The sequence below is a fragment of the Yersinia kristensenii genome (genome assembly GCF_900460525.1).
GTDB lineage: Bacteria > Pseudomonadota > Gammaproteobacteria > Enterobacterales > Enterobacteriaceae > Yersinia > Yersinia kristensenii.
Window position 1 is genome coordinate 959,984 of record NZ_UHIY01000001.1, and the last position, 17,121, is coordinate 977,104.

A 17,121-nucleotide genomic window follows, 5' to 3' on the forward strand; every position below is an offset into this window, starting at 1 on the left:
TAATAAACAGCCAACAATCTTCACACTATCGGGCCTTCGCCTGAATGGTAAAATCAGATTTCCAGCAACACCGCCAAAATCTGCTGTTGCTGCTCTTGATCATTGAAGCAATCAACCGGCATAAGATTAAACAATTCATAAAACCGGCGAATAAATCGGCGGCGTGTGTTGGTGTCCAGGCCAGTAATCACCTCAATCCGGGGTTGTAACCAACCGCTAAACAGCCAGGGCTGGCCCACCACTGCCAATACTTCATGCAGAATCATATCCCCCACCACGCCGCAGGCTCTCCCCATGTGATTGCAATGATCTTCCAGCCCTAAAAACATCAATAAACGACGAAGTTGATACAGTGTGGCAGCCAAACGTTTGCCATGCCGAGGGGGCGGCTGAGAGGCCAAATCAAACGCCACCGCGCGCATTAATATCCGCACACGTTGCTGGCGCTGCGGCCAACGGCTAATCTGCGTAAACCACTCCGCAACGGACAACTCATCTTGCTCAATACTTTGTGCAAACAATTGCTTGATAGCACCCAGCCCTTGGCTTTCCTTACTGCCCAGTTCGAGCAAGCCAAATAACTCGATTTCCCAACCGCCCTCTTCCAATAGCGGCTCAAGTAATTGCGATAAGCTGCGGCGACGTAACGGATTATTTTTGCTGTATGCCATCATCGCGGCCAGCAACAAGATTTGCTGCCCTGCCGATAACCCCCCTTGGCGAAGTTGGCTGGCCAGCAACGAGATATCCATATCCAGCCGGATATTCTGCGGCAGCAGAGCATCAGCACTACCGGATAACTGGGTGATTAACTTCACCAGTAACTCCTGGCGGCGCTGACTGCGCTCCTCAGCTTCGACGGATTTTTGATCTTTTAATCGGGAACCCAAACTCAGCCCGATCTCTTCCATGGTTTCTTCCAATGCGGTTTCTCTGACCTCCGACAATTCCATGCTGGCTAAAGCCATAATCGAGTGCGCAGGTGTTATTTCGCCGTGAAACTCAGCTCCATGGAGTGGCGTGCCATGAACAGCGAGGGTATCGGACACATTATGGGCATTTATCATATACGGCTCCGGATGAGATGAACTCCTGCTTCGGTGATTCCTGTAACCACAGAAGCAACTGCGATAAATGGCGCTGGAGAGAAAGTGTAAGTTGTAACATCGGCGAGCCTAATTGCGCCTGATCTGCCGCCATATTTTCATCTGCAACACACTGCACTCGCGCCCCTAAAGCTGAGGCCACGGCGGAAAGATGCTGGGGATGAACGCGCAGCATCAGCCCATGTAACACCTGCGCATCGTCGCGTGCCATTTTCTCGACTTGCGCCCCCAAGCGGTGGATGAGAATCTGGCTAGCCTCTTGCTCTCCAGCCCAGGCAGTCACTACCGACGCAATTGCCGCCAAAATAAGCTCCCGAGTCTGTGTAATCAGTAAAGATTCCAGTTGCTCCGCCGCCACTAACCAACTGACATGCTGTGCCAATACATCAATTTCCAGTTGGCTCCGCGTTTGTTCGAGCAGCTTATCTGCCTGTTGCTGCGCCTGGGCCAGTAGCCGCGCACTCTCGGCCTGCGCGCTTTGCACTATGTCTGCGGCTTGCGTATGAGCATCAGACACAATATCGCGGCGCAGCACCATTTCCTGTAACTGAGCCGCGGGGATAACGCCGCCAAGAGGCAGTGAAAAATCAAATGTCTCCACCCGAATCTGAAAAGGATTCATAACAAACGCTCTAATCGGGTTAACCAATGATCAGCAGAAAGGGATACCGCCCGCGGCAAAGATAACGCCCGCGTTAACGGCGGTAATGAAATAGACATTGCTCGCCACACCACATCATCACAACGGGCATCGTGAGCCAGGCTCTGCCCCAATCGCAAAGCAACAGCGGGTAATTGCTGTGGATTTAATCTGGCGGGAAGGTGACCACGATAGCCCATCCCCATGAGTTGCTGAATATCGCCCTCACTTAATAGCGGCGAAAGTGACTGCCGATAACTGCGAAAGCGCAGATAATCATCACATTGTAAATGAACCAATCCCAACGCCAGACAGCGGGCCGACAAGCGCTCAGATCCCACAATCTGACATTGCTGTTGCTGACTCAAGACGGCGGGCAGCGCCTGTTGAGGAAAATTTCGCAAGCGATTCAGCACCGTATTCAACGCGGTATCCAGCAGTTGGCTGCGCCCATAGCAGTAATTTTCCGTGTTAACTCCGGCCGCCGCCAACCATAATGGATGGGCAAATTGGGCAGGCCGCCAGGCTAACTGATGCAAATAGCGAATATCGGAAGTTAACGGTGATATCATCCTTTTCTCCAGTCACTTATCGGCGCAGATAGCGCAATAAGCAAGCGGTCGACAACCCGACTAACAATACCAGCAGCGTGCCTAAGACGATTTGTAATGTCGCGGCATGACGTAATAGCCATTGCAGGGCCGCTTCTGAGTGGCTTTGTTGCAGGATTGCTGGGGCAGTGAATCGATAATTAGCGGGCTGCATCACCACACTAATTTGTGAGAAATCAATCCCAGGAATACCGTCGTGGATCAGATTCTTAATTTGTGGCTGGTAACTCAGTAGATTGACCTCAGGTGAATATTTGATAAACACTGAGGCAGCATGGGGAACACTGCTTTTCCCGTCTGTCGGCGCGGGCATGGCAATGGTCACATCAGCTTGAATCACCCCATCCATATGGCTCAGCATACTTTCCAATTGTTGCTCTTTTAAGTAGACCATTTTGGCCTGTTCTTGCCCCGGCGAAGTCACCAACTGATTCGACGGGAACAGCTCATTCACCGTGGCAAATCGTTGGCGAGGAAAACCATGCTGGCGCAGCAGCTCTACCGCATTAATAAACTGACTTTTATCGACATTCAGCCCGACGGTGCCGCCTTTCTCGGCCTTTTTTTCCGCTTTAATTTGGTTCAACATCAATAACGCCAGCATCTGGTTGGCTTCCCCCTCCGAAAGCCCGCTGTATAACTCCATACCACAGCCAGAAAGCGACATCACGACCAGTAATAGCGCTACCGTGCGCCGCATCCGTTTCATTGCATATTGACCAGTTTGTTAATATTTTGCCCGATCACACCAGCAACTTTAGCTGTTAAATCAATAGCTAGCGTGGCATGCATCCATTCAGATTGCATGGATAGCAATTGGTCTGGAGACATCATGGGCGTGGCCGGTTCAATCGGCTGCATTAGTTGAGAAAACTTGGCGATGTGCTGTGCATCGGCAGGTGGCTGAGAGGGGATATTCAACTTGACGGCGGCTTTGATAGCATCAATTTCCATCGGATCATCTCGCTTTAATAAAAGTGTTTATCGCGCAGGTTTACATCTTGGCAGAACAAGCAATCCCTTGTTGCAGCAAAGCCAACATGCCCTGAGCTTCTTGAGAGGAGGACGTCGCCAATAACGCCAATGCCTCACTTTGGCGATTAATGCCAAATAACAGCATACCCTCACAGACTAAACGCACTTGAGGATCAGGAATTAACTGGGGCAATACGTTAAGAATATCGCGAGCCTCTGCCAGTAAGCTGTGATTAACTCCCGCCAATGCGGCTTCCACCACTAACTGGCGGCAAGGTGCTGAAAGTAAAATCATATTTTGGCAATAATCCCACTGGTCATATCCTTAATTCCCTTCATCAACGCACTGCTGAAATTGATATAAGACGAATACTGCTGCATCGCGAATTGCATCTTTAACATATGCTCAGGATCAGAGGGATTACCGGACGCCATTTGGCTTTGAAAATCCTGGCCAATCTTATTGATGCTCTGTGCCAACCCGTTCACTAACGCGTTTATGTCCATAACCCCTCCTATTCCATAAGTGACCGCATATGTGACGGGCACTGCTGAAAACGGCGACGAAAACTATCAGAGAAATGAGCGTGATTACTAAAGCCACACTCCAGGGCAATATCTGCTACCCGTAATCGCGTGGATAGCAGCAGTTCACACCCTTTTTTCAATCGTTGATCCAAAAGCCATTGCTTCGCAGACATGCCGAATTTTTCATAAAATAGGAAATTCAATTTACGGGTCGAAATACCTAATTCATTGGCATAACGCGAAACTGTCCAAGGGTTAAGGCGGTTTTTCTCAAAGAACTCCAGTAACTCATTATTAGTTCCGACAATTGATTCTAGTAGTCTGGAGAAATAAACAGGCTCCAGACCTAAACAATAAAGATAAAGAAATCGTAACGATGCACTTCGTTCAATATCAACCAACTGATCAGCGGCGCAAATAATGTCGTTATTCGCAGGTAATATTTTGTAGCGCTCACAAACATTTGGCGGTAAGCGAAATTTATTCGGCTGTACCATCTTACTGGCTAAATCTTTATATAATGGTAAAAGATCAATGGAGTGACATAATATTGAAATAAACGTACTTTGTGAAAAGGAAGACACACTGGCCTGCTCATCGGTAATCACTAAATTCCCCGCAGGCACAGTATGGCTGACACCGTCAATACGTAATATTCCCTCTTGCCGAAATAGAATAAATTTTATTGATTTCATAATATCCCTTCGAGTGCCATTATCCTTGTGCAAGGATGACAAACCGTACTGCTGAGGGCTATCCGGTGTAGACCTTAAATCTCATTCATCATATTCGATGGATTTTCTTCAGATAATTTAACGAATGCTTTAAATGCGGCTAATATCTTTTTCTCGCTCTCAAAAGCAACTAATTGTTCGACAGTCTCTTTTTCAGTCATGACTAATTTTGCTATAATAGCTTCTTTTGCATCACTGTCATGATTCATCCAGGTTCCTAAGGCCCCCGCTGCGACCACACTCATCATGGAGGTTAATATCGGGGCATAATTTTTGGCAAGTATACATAAACTATTATTAATAACCGGATGAATAAACCCTCCGACTACGCCGAGAGAGACCACAATTCCAGCTCTAATAAAATACGAAGTGAAGCGGGCAATTTTTTTAGCATTCATTGGTGAAACCTGACAATATTTAGCTAGCATAAAAACAGCTTGTTGTATTGCATCACTGCCCATCGTCAGTTCTTCTTTATTTTTACTGACGCAACTCCAGTTATGATAGGCACAAGCCAAATTAGACAATGAAAGCATAAGATTTAAACCCGCAACAACCGCAATAGGGGTTGCTACACCACCGCTACAAATACTGATCCCTACCCCGACAACAAACGAAGTCAGAGAAACAATCGATTCAATAACATTGATAAAAAATTGTTTCTTGGCTAATTTAACTCTGGCATTTTTTAATTCATCAAGATCACTCTCTTGAGTATCACCTAATTTATTGACACCAATATTCGTCTCTTTAATAATATTGTTTTCATATTTCTCTATAAAATCAACCAAACGTGAGAGAATAGGTTTCTCACTATCCAACCCTGGATTGCCACTTATTCTGGAGGGATGAGATGCGGAGGCAACATCTGAAGACAGCGTTATTTCGGATGCAGTTATTGAGGTCATAGTTATCCACCTTAAACATGGTTTATACAAACTATATTGTCTGTTTCAGATACTATTTATTTCAGATACTATTTAATAATTGATTGGCTTTTTCGGCTGTCGGGGCGTATTCAGGGTTAAGATAACTCATTTCAATGGCGGTTTGTAATGCCTCTCTGGCATCCGCCCCTTTACCCATGGCCTGTAAACAAACCGCCATTTGATAGACCGGTTCAGGATCTTGCGCCTCTATAAGCAATGCACAAGCATACGCACTCAGCGCCAACGTAAATTCCTGCTGCATTTGCATAGCGCCTGCCAAGGCCAAATGAAATTGCGGCTCTAATGGGCAGTGTAATGTCAGCCAAAAAAAGTCCTCCGTGGCCGCAATATAATCATCCACCAGCCAAGCCTGATATCCCCGAGCATATCGAGTCTGCACCTCCTGAGCATTAACGCCTTGATTAACATTCATCATTTGTGCGTTATCAGTCCCTTTGCTCTTCAAAGCATTATTTATTTTTGCGCAAATAGCCTGTAATTCATCAAAATTTCTCTCATTCATTTTATCCCTTAGCTAACATCAAATAACAACCAATCATTACCATCAATATTTTTACTGAATGCACCTTTGGCTATAAGCAGCTTAATAAGACGGCGGCGTATTAACTGTAAGGTTGGATTGGCAATATTATCAACAATCAACATCCTGACTATCGACAATTCAGTAATACTCATACCTAAGTGATACAATAAATTAAATAATTTTAAAAACTCACCGGGCAAACCGTTTTCATTCATTGTTTCGAAATAGCAAATAATAAACTCACTGTGTTCAACCCGGTAAATAACACGATAACCATAAAGGCAAAATTCATGGCCAACTTTAAATGCACTATTTTCAAAGTAAGCTATTTTGACTGCACAGCCTTGATCACTTAAGTATTGTTCAGCATTACATGGATTAGATTTCATATATCATAATTTCACAGCCATGGAAATCTGCCCCATCATATTGTTTATGAAACTTCTAAAATCCTTCATGTTTTGTCGGGACTCATTCATCTTATCCAATAGCTCACTGATATTTTTATTATAAGATTGTGCGCTACTACTTTGTAGATCACTGGTCATGCGCAGCAAATCAGCATTACGTGCCATATACCCTTCAACTAACTTTCCGCTACCTGCACCGAGTTGCCCTAGCGCAGAGCCACCATGTGTTGCAATATCACCGAATCTTAAACTTGCCACCGCACCCACTGAGCTAGCCACACCAGAAATAATAGAACAAACACCACTGGTAATGGCACCACTCGCTGTTTTACCGATCGCTTCCCGTTTATTCTGCATTGAGGTTACTTGAATATTCCAACCTAAAATTTGTTGCTTCTGACTATAAGAATTCAGTAAATCACGCATTTTCTTAAATAAAATATTCATTTGAAAAATGATATTTGACAAGTCTGACATAATATCACTAATGCTATCTTCTATTCCTTCATTGTCTTTTTTAGTGGAAATTTCATTTTTCTCTGGCAAAGTTATTTGATGATTGACTGTCATATTCATAATAACCTCTCTATATTAATGAATTCGCAATACTCACCTGCAACATGCCATTTTTACGAATATTGTCATTGAGATTTGTCAATGACTCTTGCGCATCCTGGGATGTTTCTTTAAGTTGTTTAAGTTGATGTTGTTTATTTCGTTCCACCCATTCGTCCATAAATTGAGTGAAATCTTGATCAAGAATTAATTTTTGGATCTCTTTTTGCAATCCGGCGCTCTGAACAGATAACTGACCATTATTAATTTGTACTGCCGCACTACTGCATTTTTGAATAATCAGTAAAGGCGAGGTGACTATATCCTTTAAAATTGTCTTAATTGATTTTTTCATAATAGCTTTGGTACATTGTCGACTCAATTCTTCTGTTGTGAGAGTGACCCCTTTTTTTATTGCATCCTGAGCCAGTTTTTTCGTCACCCCACTCACCAGCTTTTCAATTCCTTCGTGGGTAAATGACTTTGTGATATTTCGCACCAGAGTCATTTCAGCCTTTACTGCCTGCTTAGCGGCCGCTGACGCCATCTCACTGGCCTCAACCATTTCTATTTCCATCGCTTTCATTGAGATATTGCGGCTAACCTGCTGACTTACATCCTTACCAAACTGCCCAGCTAACTGCTCAACTTCTTCAGTTGCTCCCCGCTTGATAGCATCCGTCAATGCTTCGCCACCGCCCTTTTTCAGCACATCACCTGCACCTTGAGTCACCGCCCGAGCAGCATTGATTGCACGCCCCGCTTGAAACAGATCAATTGCCATAGCAAAACATTCAAACCCAAGTTGGACTTTACCTGCAACATCAATAACTTCTTGGCATTTCTCCTTTGATGCCCCCAATAACATCGCCGTTTCCGCAGCAGCTTTGACCAAACCCGCCGTGCCCGCCGCTAAATAAGCAACACCCGAGGTAATGGCGACCGGATCGCCGGTTAATACCCCCTCAGCCACCTTAAGCGCGCCATAAACCACCTCGACAGCTCCGATAATCCAATCAAATACAGCATTGAAAACCCCCGCTTTTTTGGCTTTATCTGCTTGTTCAACCGCTTTATCAATCTGCTGTTGATATTCAGAGATACGTTTATCGCGCAAAAAAGTCTGAACATCTGTGGCTCGCTCCATTTGCCTACCAATCGACTTACACAAATCAGAAAAAACCCCGAGGCTCAAGTTACCCGCCATAGACATAATGAGCTGTATGTCTATGCTGCCCAGTTGATCAAGTAAAAGTCGGCCATGGCCTACTTCATCTAACCTATTGTGAGATAAAGTGATAAATAATCGATCGAGTGCTTCTTGCGCGCTTTGTTGCGACACATTGGGTGAGCTTATATTGGCATCCACCAAGGAAGGTAACCCAGCGATACCCCGCCAGTCCGGCATTTTTACCGGCGATAAAGCGGGACTTTTATCCGCCCTCATCATGGTCCAATCATTCAGCCCAGTTGTTTTAACTGCTATAGCATCAGACATGTCGCACCTCCAGTAGTAAGGCTGCCAACCCACGCTCGGCTTGTTGTTTCACTTGGTGCCATTCAGTGTGCGAATAGCACCAATTCAATGACATTCGGAAAGCTTTTTCCGCGTAAATCCTATTACCGCAGGCCACATAACATTCAGCTGCCGAACAAGATGGCCGGGGATCATCCACCTGAATTTGTCCCGCACGACTGAAACAATAAATCGCCTGATGGAAATCAGCCGTTTGCTGATAACACGCCCCCAAAGTCAGCCAATATGAGAAATTCCAATGATCCAGTCGCACTAATAGATTTAATAACTGCTTGGCGCTGTTGTACTCTCCTCCTTGGCACAACTGGACGGTGTATTCATATACCAAGGCCAAATCTTGCGGATTCATTTTGGCTAACATACGCAGAGAGCCGCCTCGCCGCATAAAGTTAATGACTGCATCACTGGGTTGAATATTCATTTCATACCCTCCTGCGCACCACGATTTAATTAACAAAAACTACGGGCGATGGTCATCAGTAAATCTTTTAAACCGGCCTGTAATGTACTGATGTTATTAGCGCAAACGTTATAACTTTGCATTATTTTCTGTAACTGTAATTGATCCTGACTCATTGTATCTGTGGCTCGATTCTTCTCATTATCCAATGCACCTTTCACCGCCTGAAGCTGCCCTTTATCCAATTCTGGGCCATTCTTTTTTAAATAGTCATCAATACTCATACCATCAACAGTAATGCCATTTCTCCGCATAAAATCAATCACTTCATCAGGTAGAGGTTCCTTTGTTTTATCATCCCCTTTCGCTGCTTTGGCAATAATCTCATCAACACGGTTAGACATATCTTGCGTATCGCTGGCATATTTTGAGCGAGCCTGCATCTCTTTAAAATTAGTGCTGGCGATGTTAGAAAGCACTTCAAGAAATGAATATAAGACTTTTAAACCTAGACTAAAAATATCATCAGAATCATTAACTGCATAAGGAGATGTGTATTTAATTACATCATTTCCAGATGGTTTGGCTGCGTGTGTTGCAAAATACTTTGGTATATTGACATAAGTATTCGTTGACATATAGAGGCTCCCACACTCCAACCGAAGTGATATTTAAGGAAAATCATCACTGCGTATTCTCGGTAGAATTTAGGTTTTTAAGCTGTGTTTCTAATTGTTTAAACTGTATACTCATCTGAGACACACAATCCATCATCTTGGCTTTTTCTTGTTTAAAACCATTAGGAAAAGCAGCATCCAGACGCAATAATGTTTCTCGTGCTTGACTGTCATTATCTGCCCGTTGTTGCAGTAATGTAATATACTGTTGAAAATCCTTAAGCTTATCTAAATCAGATTTTAACTTACTATATCTTCCCTGCAAATCACCCAGCATGTATTGAATAGGGTTACTATCATTCATATGAAATCTCCTTATCTATTCATGAGCCATTAAATTAATTTTGTATTATTCATTAATCAGTGTCTTTTATATTCACTATGTTTCTTTTAAAAATTGGCATCATAAGTTAAATTACTTCTTATAACGGAGAATTAAGGTTTCTATGATTTTTTCTGCACTGTCCAATGCTAATATCATGTCATTAAGATATTTATAATTCTCCGGTGTTTGCCGGAGAGACAACTGGTGGGTAACTAATAGCTTTTCTTTTATTAGCAACGCTTTTTTATGCTGAATGGATAAAGAGTTACACTTAACACAATCTTCCAGATCCGTAATGTGTCGCATTAATTAACTTCCTACTTTCAAAAATTCATCGGTATTTGTACTAAGTTAGATGATTTTAATAGGGAGATACTCTGCTCCCCAATTAAAATAACCTTATAACCATTTCCCAACACAGTACCTTGCTGTAAACGAACACCATTAGCCAATTGCACAAATTTTGAATGACTATTTCCACCATAACTCACAATCGCCGCAGGGAGGAGTTGAGTGGCTTGATCCGAAGCTGGAATATTCTGATATCTGACTGGAAATACATCAGGTTGTTGGGTGAGTGTCGCTAGCATTAACCTAAGATGTTGCTGCTGCTCAGGTGATAACATGCCGCTAATAACGATTTCTTTATTACTTTGTGTCATGCTTAGATAGCTTAATAACCCCAGATCCTTTAAACGATCAACCAGAAGTGGAATTTGGAAGTCATGAGAGTTAATAACTACCCAACCTTTTAAACCTACAATAGTTGCCAATACTTTCTGCACATTTAACCATTTCTCCCCCATCTCAATAGCACCATGAATAGCAACATTCCCTGTTATTTTACCGACCTTAACGTCTATATCCTGATAACCATACTGGTGTAATACCTCACTAACACTGGCAATCAACCTATCATCACAAACTAGTTGATTACGAAATACAACATGGTTCGAAACCAAAAAATTCTGTAACTGGATAACCGCTGAGGATGACGTACAGTGGCCACTCAACACCACACTGCCATCGGCTAGCCAGGTTGCGTTTATTCCCTCTAAAGTAGATATTTTTAATTGTTCCGATAATTGTGTTGGGATAGAGGAAGGAAGATGAGAAAATAGCCGATTCGATTGTTGTGTAAACCAAAATATAAAAGAGAATAATAATCCTAATAGAATAAATGTCGCCACAGATAACCATAGCAATAAGCGAGGCCCTGAACGATGACCCACTATTATCCCACTTAAGACATCATTTTCCTCACCGAGCACTAATGCTAAACCTGCTGCCTCAATGACTTGCCGTAAAGGAACAGGTTGTTGTAGATCATGTCGCAAGCCATTAACCCAAACAACACCCGGCACCTGTAGCATTATTTGGTTCTCACTTATTATCAAGGCGAGTATTTTCCCCTGAGGTAATGGTAATAACACATCGGCCCCCTGACCCCCTAGAGTAAACACCCCATTCGGTAACATCAGTTCGCGACCATTGAGTTCACCATCCAATATACGAAGCTTGAATTTCATTTCCATATTATTCCCCTGTGCTAATCGGTACAGCTTTGATTAAAAACAACCGAACAACACTGTGAGATTGCTTATTGGTATTACGAAACAACCCACCTAACAAGGGAATATCACCCAATAAGGGTATTTTATTTTGTGATTCAATTTGTTTGTCTTGAATGAATCCACCTAAGAGTAAACTTTGTCCAACTCGCAATGTAGCTTGGGTCGAAATATCTGAGTTTTGTATTTCTGGTAAAGGCTCACTACTGCTGATTGATGCCTGTTGTTGTCCATCTTGAATATTAAGGTTCAGTAGGACTTCTTTCACACCGTCAGCATCAATCATTCTTGGCGTGACTCGTAATAATGAACCAGATGTTATTGACTCAAGTTTTGCCACCTTATCACCTTGCAGTTTTGTATAAAATGTCACATTTTTATCTAATACTGCCTGGATATTATTCAAGGTAACTACTGACGGGCGGGATAAGACTCGCGCGCGTGAATTCTTTTGTAAAGCATTCAGGCGCACCATAAAGTTTCCGCTATCCCCTATTACAGTGGAGAATCCATTGGCACTATTTTGAGGTTCCCCACTGTTAAATGAGATTCCAGCTCCACCAATGGATGTAGATGCTGACCAATCGATACCAAGCTGACTGATATCCCCTGCATCAACATCAATGATGGTCACCGAAATCTCTATTTGGACAGGCCGTAGATCCAACTGTGTAATCAAACTACGATAAAGCGGCATATTCGCTTGGCGATCGCGAATAATAATCGCATTCTGCCGAGGATCTGCTGAGAAAAGTGGCATGCTGACAGGTGCACCCTCTGTTTCTTTTTCACCCCCCAAAGATAAATGATTACCTGCGCTCATTTCACGCAACACACTGACAAGACCAGGTAATTTAACTTGTTGATCTCGATACTGGTAGTTAGAGTCAGCTGCAGAAGCATATTTTAACTGGAAGACTTTCACTGTTTCTTTATTTTGGTTTTGCTCACGAACTTGCGCGGAAAACATTTTAGTCAGAGAACTCACACGCTCAATGCAGACTGGCACCCCCGTAACTTCAATAGCATTAAGTTGCGAAACAGCCCTCACAGTACAATTTTTAGCCGCAGGCACACCACTTTGATTTAGATATTTTATTAAGGAAGCAGTTGACAGGCCTTCAGGAGATATAAGCTCCCTTTTAATAGATTGAGTTTTGTAGAAGTAGAGGATATTACCGTCATAATACCAAGTAATATTGTATAGCCCAGCCAGCTCGGACAATATTTGCTCTGGTGTTTTATCCCGTATTTTGCCACTAAATTTTTCAGTTATTTCTGGGCTAACGACCACAGGAATTCCATAATTTACCCCGAGATCCTGTAATAAATGAGTGACCGTCATACCTCGACTATAAATAAAAAAAGGTTCACCTTGCCAGGGAATAGTTTTCCCATTGGCCTGAAACATAAAAAAAAACAATGTTAAGCCAGCAATTTTTTTCATACAGTCACCTTGCTGACATCTATTTTATGTTCGCCTAAAATACGTTTTTTAGATGATTTAACCGGAGTTGTTAATGAGCTAAAAACATTAACTAACTCATTGAGTTTATTTAGTTTTATTGATAATTTCTGACGTTCCTCGTCAAGATTGCTTCTGTCATTAATAGTATACCGATACCAAAGCCACCAATAGTTACTCTTAAGCTGCAATGCAAAATCTTGCGTATCTTCAAGAGCCATTAACATGAGAGAAATATAATAAATCGTCGAATCAGATATCATTTTTTTTTCAATAAAAAAAAGCCCGATACAAATAGAATGGTCGTAATCCATCGCTTTGGCAGGGATGCCATTCAATGTAAAGTGCATAATGTGAGTATCTGATAAATTAATATCTTTAATTAAAGTCTGCATTTTCAATATTTCTAACATTGACAATAACTCCAGAAATACCACGATTCAATTATCCTCTGTTATCAAATATCCGTCATAAGGTTAAAACCTGATTTACTCATTATTCATAATTAAACGAATCTATAACGAGCAGTAATGAAATCAGTGTAATTCTTGATATCATTTTTTGGCTGTGGCGTACTAAAAAAAACAGTCAGGTGACCTCATGGAAAATTCATCATCACTCGTCACTCGATTGACATTCTTATTGGGTATAACCTTAACGGCTATTTGGTTAATTTCAATTGCCACAACAGCATTCTTTTCATATGAAGATATACGTCAACGGTTAGTGAATGAATTAACACACATGGCGTCATTACGCGCGGATTTAAGCAATTACCAGTTTGAAGGTGCTGAACGGGACGCTATCTCGCTGATCAACCGCCAAACTCGTCATCAAATGAACTGGGGATTCCCTATACCGCTGAAAGGCGAGAATATGGATAATACTCTCGTTAACTCAATAATATGTAATACCCCACAGTTTAAGCATGACCTTAAAGTGACACAGGCTTATGGCACTTCAGGGCAAACTTATTATCTTGATAGTTTTACGATTAAAAGAGATCAGGGGATTACAATATTTAAACCGCAAGACGTATCCAACGATTATTTGCAGCAACGGCGCAAAGAGCTCATTTTACTCCCTGTATTTCCCACTCATGATAATATTTTTTGGGGTACACCCACGTACACAAAAAAAAGTGGCTGGCATGTTTCCGTTGCCGCCTGTGATCAGGAGGGTTCGTTAGCCGGATTTTCATTAAAACTAAATGAATTAGTGAATAATAATCAATCCATTGAGCAAAGAGACATTAATTTATTGCTGGATAAGAATGGGGAGTTATTACCTCTTTATCAACAGAATATACCTTCAAACCAATTATATGAAATTCTCCGTCAACTGAAAGATAGTCCTTTACATGATGGTTGGCAGCAAACACCTGATTATTTGGTGCTAAGAACTCAGTTAAAAGGCCCTGGCTGGCAACAATTAGTTATTTATCCACGAATAGGTTTTGCCTGGGAAGCAGCAAAGCCCTCATTACATCAACTCCCTTTTGCATTAGCTATTTTGCTGTTACTCACCCTGGCGCTTTCTTTATTACTACGATATTACCTCGCTATTCCTTTATGGAACTTTGTCAATATTATTGGTGCCACCGGCCCACATGCAATGGAGCCACGATTACCCATTAAACGAATGGATGAATTAGGCCATATTGCTCGTGCTTACAATAACTTACTGGATAAATTGAATGAGCAATATGACACACTGGAAATGAAAGTAAAAGAACGCACACTAGCATTAGCAAAATCAAAATTAGCAGCTGAGCAAGCCAATCACCGCAAAAGTATCCATCTAACCACAATAAGCCATGAAATCCGCACGCCCTTAAATGGGACCTTAGGTGCAGTCGAATTATTGCAGAATACCTATCTAACACCTGAACAATATCGGCTGGCAGAGACGGCTAGCCAGTGTTCGCATTCATTACTGGCGATAATCAATAATCTTTTAGACTTTTCGCGTATTGAGTCTGGTCAATTAACACTGTCCCAAGACAAAACGGCATTATTACCATTGCTGGATCAGGCAATGTTAACCATTCACAGCCAAGTTCTGAGTAAGTCTATTGTTCTCTCTACTTATGTCAGCTCAGATGTCCCTCTAGAGCTTGAGCTGGATAGCCAGCGCATAAAGCAGATCCTGATTAACCTATTGGGTAACTCGGTCAAATTTACACAACAAGGCCGTATTAGCCTCACTGTTGAACGCAAAGGCCAACAACTTTGTTTTACCGTGGAGGATACCGGCTGTGGAATTGATTTACAGGATCAACAGAAGATATTTCGTCCTTTTATTCAAACTTATGATCATGGGCAAGGGACGGGTTTAGGGCTGACTATTGCGGATAATCTGGCAAAAATGATGGGAGGGCACATTACGCTTTACAGCAAGCCAAATTCCGGGAGCCGTTTTTCATTAACTCTACCCTTTAATGGAATAACCCCAGCGATACCTTTTAAGGGGGAACTCTATGCGCCCCTTTCACCATTACAGGCGCAATTATCTGCTTGGGGTATAACCTGCCAATCGAAGAATAACCAATCTGATTTTCTCCCACTGACGCTTTTTGCGGAAAAAGAATTATGTTACTTACCAGGCCGTTTATATACCAAAGTAAAACAGTATCTGGACAATAAAAGACACGCCACACCTTATCAGCCAGAAATACGACATACTCTCCCGTTACAACCTTGGTGCATGAGTATATTGCTGGTCGATGACGCAGAAACCAATCGTGATATTACCGGTATGATGCTGCGGCAATTGGGGCATAACGTTACGCTGGCGGAGAGTGGCGAAGTGGCGCTGCGTATCGGGCAGAACCAACATTTTGATTTGGTGCTGATGGATATTCGTATGCCGGATATGGATGGCCTGATGACAACGCAGCGCTGGCGTAATGATGCAATTAATCTGGATAGACGCTGCATGATAACAGCACTTAGTGCGAACACTAATCCTGACGAAAAAATAAGGGCTTATCATGCAGGGATGAATCATTATATTTCTAAACCCGTGACATTCGATCAGTTGGCTAAGGTTCTGGATCTAACAGCACAATTTCAACTCGAACGTGGGATTCATCTCATTCCCCAAATAACCACACCCCAGCCATTATTGAACCTGGCTGACGGCTCACTTCGCCTGAAAGTATTAAAATCAATACAAGATTTACTGCAACAATCAAGAAACTCGCTTACTCATACTCCCACATTATCGGACCACCTTCACACCCTAAAAGGCTGTGCCGGACAAGCAGGGTTAATTGAATTACAAGACGCCGTTATCCAACTGGAAATAGCCATTGAGGCTAAGGAAGTGATTACACAAGAAGATATCAACCGCCTCGACGAGATAACCCACTGGCTATTCCAGCCATAAGGCCCCCGTGACACTATTTAAATCATCAGGTAAAGGATTCACTTTATGAACACAAAACTATTAATTGTCGACGATCATGAGCTGATTATTAATGGCATTAAAAATATGCTTATTGCTTATCCACGTTATCAAATTGTCGGCCAGGCAGAGAATGGGCTGGATGTGTATAACTTGTGTCGTCAAACCGAGCCAGATATTGTCATTATCGATTTAGGGTTACCCGGAATGGATGGCCTTGATGTCATTATTCAACTTCTTCGCCGCTGGCCCACCATGAAGATCCTGGCATTGACAGCTCGCCATGAAGAGCATTACGCCAGCAGGACTCTCAATAATGGTGCGCTAGGATATGTTCTGAAGAAAAGCCCGCAGCAAATCTTGCTAGCCGCTATTCAAACTGTTGCTGCGGGTAAGCGCTATATTGACCCCACGCTGAATAGCGCCTTGTTGAGTAAACTGGCTCAGGGCGACCAGACGACTCAAACCATCCTGACACCCCGCGAGCGGCAAATATTAAAACTGATCACTGAAGGTTCCTGTAATCGTATTATTGCCACTCAGCTTTCAATCAGCCAGAAAACCGTTGAAACCCACCGCCTTAATATGATGAAAAAGCTGGATGTACATAAAGTCGCTGAACTGATTCACTGGTCATATCGCTTAGGTTTAAATGAATAATGTCCATAAATTAACTACATGCTTATTTTCTGTAGAAATGTCCAAT

At 42.6% G+C, this 17,121-nt stretch carries 22 protein-coding genes; 2 read left to right on the top strand and 20 right to left on the bottom strand.

Translation table 11 applies throughout. The features are described 5' to 3' along the window. Positions 1–53: 53 nt before the first annotated feature. The 20 genes from DX162_RS04450 to DX162_RS04545 form a co-directional block, all read right to left on the bottom strand. Positions 54–1,067 (bottom strand): TyeA family type III secretion system gatekeeper subunit, encoded by a 1,014-nt coding sequence (locus DX162_RS04450; protein ID WP_032820405.1) that lies wholly within the window; start codon positions 1,065–1,067, stop codon positions 54–56. Further along, positions 1,051–1,728, bottom strand: a complete 678-nt coding sequence (gene sctL, locus DX162_RS04455) for a type III secretion system stator protein SctL (RefSeq protein ID WP_050413820.1) — start codon at positions 1,726–1,728, stop codon at positions 1,051–1,053. Before sctL ends, DX162_RS04450 begins: the two co-directional genes overlap by 17 nt. Beyond that, positions 1,725–2,318: a type III secretion system domain-containing protein gene (locus DX162_RS04460; protein ID WP_004391775.1), complete on the bottom strand. Its 594-nt coding sequence runs from the start codon at positions 2,316–2,318 to the stop codon at positions 1,725–1,727. The genes sctL and DX162_RS04460 overlap by 4 nt, the downstream gene beginning before the upstream one ends. Before the next feature lie 16 nt (positions 2,319–2,334). Continuing rightward, positions 2,335–3,066, bottom strand: a complete 732-nt coding sequence (gene sctJ, locus DX162_RS04465) for a type III secretion system inner membrane ring lipoprotein SctJ (protein WP_098081013.1) — start codon at positions 3,064–3,066, stop codon at positions 2,335–2,337. Continuing rightward, a complete protein-coding gene (gene sctI, locus DX162_RS04470) occupies positions 3,063–3,311 on the bottom strand; it encodes a type III secretion system inner rod subunit SctI (RefSeq protein ID WP_004391772.1) in 249 nt (82 codons plus the stop codon). Before sctI ends, sctJ begins: the two co-directional genes overlap by 4 nt. A gap of 40 nt (positions 3,312–3,351) precedes the next feature. Continuing rightward, on the bottom strand, positions 3,352–3,627 hold the full coding sequence (locus DX162_RS04475; RefSeq protein WP_032820404.1) for an EscG/YscG/SsaH family type III secretion system needle protein co-chaperone: 276 nt from the start codon (positions 3,625–3,627) through the stop codon (positions 3,352–3,354). After that, positions 3,624–3,839, bottom strand: coding sequence for a type III secretion system needle filament subunit SctF (gene sctF, locus DX162_RS04480; RefSeq protein WP_032820403.1), 216 nt, complete (start codon positions 3,837–3,839; stop codon positions 3,624–3,626). The genes DX162_RS04475 and sctF overlap by 4 nt, the downstream gene beginning before the upstream one ends. An 8-nt stretch (positions 3,840–3,847) precedes the next feature. Continuing rightward, on the bottom strand, positions 3,848–4,555 hold the full coding sequence (locus DX162_RS04485; protein ID WP_004391768.1) for a helix-turn-helix domain-containing protein: 708 nt from the start codon (positions 4,553–4,555) through the stop codon (positions 3,848–3,850). Between the two features lie 74 nt (positions 4,556–4,629). Next, entirely contained in the window at positions 4,630–5,502 is an 873-nt protein-coding gene (locus DX162_RS04490) for a hypothetical protein (protein ID WP_004391767.1), read from the bottom strand. Between the two features lie 61 nt (positions 5,503–5,563). Next, entirely contained in the window at positions 5,564–6,046 is a 483-nt protein-coding gene (locus DX162_RS04495) for a tetratricopeptide repeat protein (protein ID WP_004391766.1), read from the bottom strand. Positions 6,047–6,054: 8 nt separating this feature from the next. Continuing rightward, entirely contained in the window at positions 6,055–6,456 is a 402-nt protein-coding gene (sseE, locus tag DX162_RS04500) for a type III secretion system effector protein SseE (RefSeq protein ID WP_004391765.1), read from the bottom strand. A gap of 3 nt (positions 6,457–6,459) precedes the next feature. Then, entirely contained in the window at positions 6,460–7,053 is a 594-nt protein-coding gene (gene sseD / locus DX162_RS04505; RefSeq protein ID WP_004391764.1) for a type III secretion system translocon protein SseD, read from the bottom strand. 10 nt (positions 7,054–7,063) lie between these two features. After that, positions 7,064–8,530: a type III secretion system translocon subunit SseC family protein gene (gene sctE, locus DX162_RS04510; protein ID WP_032820401.1), complete on the bottom strand. Its 1,467-nt coding sequence runs from the start codon at positions 8,528–8,530 to the stop codon at positions 7,064–7,066. Further along, positions 8,523–8,990: a SycD/LcrH family type III secretion system chaperone gene (locus tag DX162_RS04515; protein WP_004391762.1), complete on the bottom strand. Its 468-nt coding sequence runs from the start codon at positions 8,988–8,990 to the stop codon at positions 8,523–8,525. Before DX162_RS04515 ends, sctE begins: the two co-directional genes overlap by 8 nt. Before the next feature lie 29 nt (positions 8,991–9,019). Then, positions 9,020–9,607, bottom strand: a complete 588-nt coding sequence (gene sseB / locus DX162_RS04520; protein ID WP_032820400.1) for a type III secretion system translocon protein SseB — start codon at positions 9,605–9,607, stop codon at positions 9,020–9,022. Positions 9,608–9,653: 46 nt separating this feature from the next. Continuing rightward, positions 9,654–9,950, bottom strand: a complete 297-nt coding sequence (locus tag DX162_RS04525; RefSeq protein ID WP_032820399.1) for a chromosome partitioning protein ParA — start codon at positions 9,948–9,950, stop codon at positions 9,654–9,656. Positions 9,951–10,061: 111 nt separating this feature from the next. After that, complete coding sequence (locus tag DX162_RS04530; protein ID WP_004391758.1) at positions 10,062–10,277, bottom strand: EscE/YscE/SsaE family type III secretion system needle protein co-chaperone; 216 nt, start codon at positions 10,275–10,277, stop codon at positions 10,062–10,064. 17 nt (positions 10,278–10,294) lie between these two features. Then, on the bottom strand, positions 10,295–11,506 hold the full coding sequence (gene sctD, locus DX162_RS04535; protein WP_004391757.1) for a type III secretion system inner membrane ring subunit SctD: 1,212 nt from the start codon (positions 11,504–11,506) through the stop codon (positions 10,295–10,297). 1 nt (position 11,507) lies between these two features. Beyond that, positions 11,508–12,989, bottom strand: a complete 1,482-nt coding sequence (locus tag DX162_RS04540) for an EscC/YscC/HrcC family type III secretion system outer membrane ring protein (RefSeq protein ID WP_032820398.1) — start codon at positions 12,987–12,989, stop codon at positions 11,508–11,510. Continuing rightward, on the bottom strand, positions 12,986–13,420 hold the full coding sequence (locus tag DX162_RS04545; RefSeq protein ID WP_032820397.1) for a hypothetical protein: 435 nt from the start codon (positions 13,418–13,420) through the stop codon (positions 12,986–12,988). Before DX162_RS04545 ends, DX162_RS04540 begins: the two co-directional genes overlap by 4 nt. 187 nt (positions 13,421–13,607) lie before the next feature. Between DX162_RS04545 and DX162_RS04550 the strand changes: the two genes are divergently transcribed. After that, positions 13,608–16,397 (top strand): two component system sensor kinase, encoded by a 2,790-nt coding sequence (locus DX162_RS04550; RefSeq protein ID WP_032820396.1) that lies wholly within the window; start codon positions 13,608–13,610, stop codon positions 16,395–16,397. 45 nt (positions 16,398–16,442) lie between these two features. Then, on the top strand, positions 16,443–17,075 hold the full coding sequence (locus tag DX162_RS04555) for a two component system response regulator (RefSeq protein ID WP_004391752.1): 633 nt from the start codon (positions 16,443–16,445) through the stop codon (positions 17,073–17,075). Positions 17,076–17,121: the final 46 nt, after the last annotated feature.

Bases quoted from the DNA above. Each gene is read 5' to 3' on its own strand.
- DX162_RS04450 (WP_032820405.1), bottom strand. From the start codon at position 1,067: ATGATAAATGCCCATAATGTGTCCGATACCCTCGCTGTTCATGGCACG.
- sctL (WP_050413820.1), bottom strand. From the start codon at position 1,728: ATGAATCCTTTTCAGATTCGGGTGGAGACATTTGATTTTTCACTGCCT.
- DX162_RS04460 (WP_004391775.1), bottom strand. From the start codon at position 2,318: ATGATATCACCGTTAACTTCCGATATTCGCTATTTGCATCAGTTAGCC.
- sctJ (WP_098081013.1), bottom strand. From the start codon at position 3,066: ATGAAACGGATGCGGCGCACGGTAGCGCTATTACTGGTCGTGATGTCG.
- sctI (WP_004391772.1), bottom strand. From the start codon at position 3,311: ATGGAAATTGATGCTATCAAAGCCGCCGTCAAGTTGAATATCCCCTCT.
- DX162_RS04475 (WP_032820404.1), bottom strand. From the start codon at position 3,627: ATGATTTTACTTTCAGCACCTTGCCGCCAGTTAGTGGTGGAAGCCGCA.
- sctF (WP_032820403.1), bottom strand. From the start codon at position 3,839: ATGGACATAAACGCGTTAGTGAACGGGTTGGCACAGAGCATCAATAAG.
- DX162_RS04485 (WP_004391768.1), bottom strand. From the start codon at position 4,555: ATGAAATCAATAAAATTTATTCTATTTCGGCAAGAGGGAATATTACGT.
- DX162_RS04490 (WP_004391767.1), bottom strand. From the start codon at position 5,502: ATGACCTCAATAACTGCATCCGAAATAACGCTGTCTTCAGATGTTGCC.
- DX162_RS04495 (WP_004391766.1), bottom strand. From the start codon at position 6,046: ATGAATGAGAGAAATTTTGATGAATTACAGGCTATTTGCGCAAAAATA.
- sseE (WP_004391765.1), bottom strand. From the start codon at position 6,456: ATGAAATCTAATCCATGTAATGCTGAACAATACTTAAGTGATCAAGGC.
- sseD (WP_004391764.1), bottom strand. From the start codon at position 7,053: ATGAATATGACAGTCAATCATCAAATAACTTTGCCAGAGAAAAATGAA.
- sctE (WP_032820401.1), bottom strand. From the start codon at position 8,530: ATGTCTGATGCTATAGCAGTTAAAACAACTGGGCTGAATGATTGGACC.
- DX162_RS04515 (WP_004391762.1), bottom strand. From the start codon at position 8,990: ATGAATATTCAACCCAGTGATGCAGTCATTAACTTTATGCGGCGAGGC.
- sseB (WP_032820400.1), bottom strand. From the start codon at position 9,607: ATGTCAACGAATACTTATGTCAATATACCAAAGTATTTTGCAACACAC.
- DX162_RS04525 (WP_032820399.1), bottom strand. From the start codon at position 9,950: ATGAATGATAGTAACCCTATTCAATACATGCTGGGTGATTTGCAGGGA.
- DX162_RS04530 (WP_004391758.1), bottom strand. From the start codon at position 10,277: ATGCGACACATTACGGATCTGGAAGATTGTGTTAAGTGTAACTCTTTA.
- sctD (WP_004391757.1), bottom strand. From the start codon at position 11,506: ATGGAAATGAAATTCAAGCTTCGTATATTGGATGGTGAACTCAATGGT.
- DX162_RS04540 (WP_032820398.1), bottom strand. From the start codon at position 12,989: ATGAAAAAAATTGCTGGCTTAACATTGTTTTTTTTTATGTTTCAGGCC.
- DX162_RS04545 (WP_032820397.1), bottom strand. From the start codon at position 13,420: ATGTTAGAAATATTGAAAATGCAGACTTTAATTAAAGATATTAATTTA.
- DX162_RS04550 (WP_032820396.1), top strand. From the start codon at position 13,608: ATGGAAAATTCATCATCACTCGTCACTCGATTGACATTCTTATTGGGT.
- DX162_RS04555 (WP_004391752.1), top strand. From the start codon at position 16,443: ATGAACACAAAACTATTAATTGTCGACGATCATGAGCTGATTATTAAT.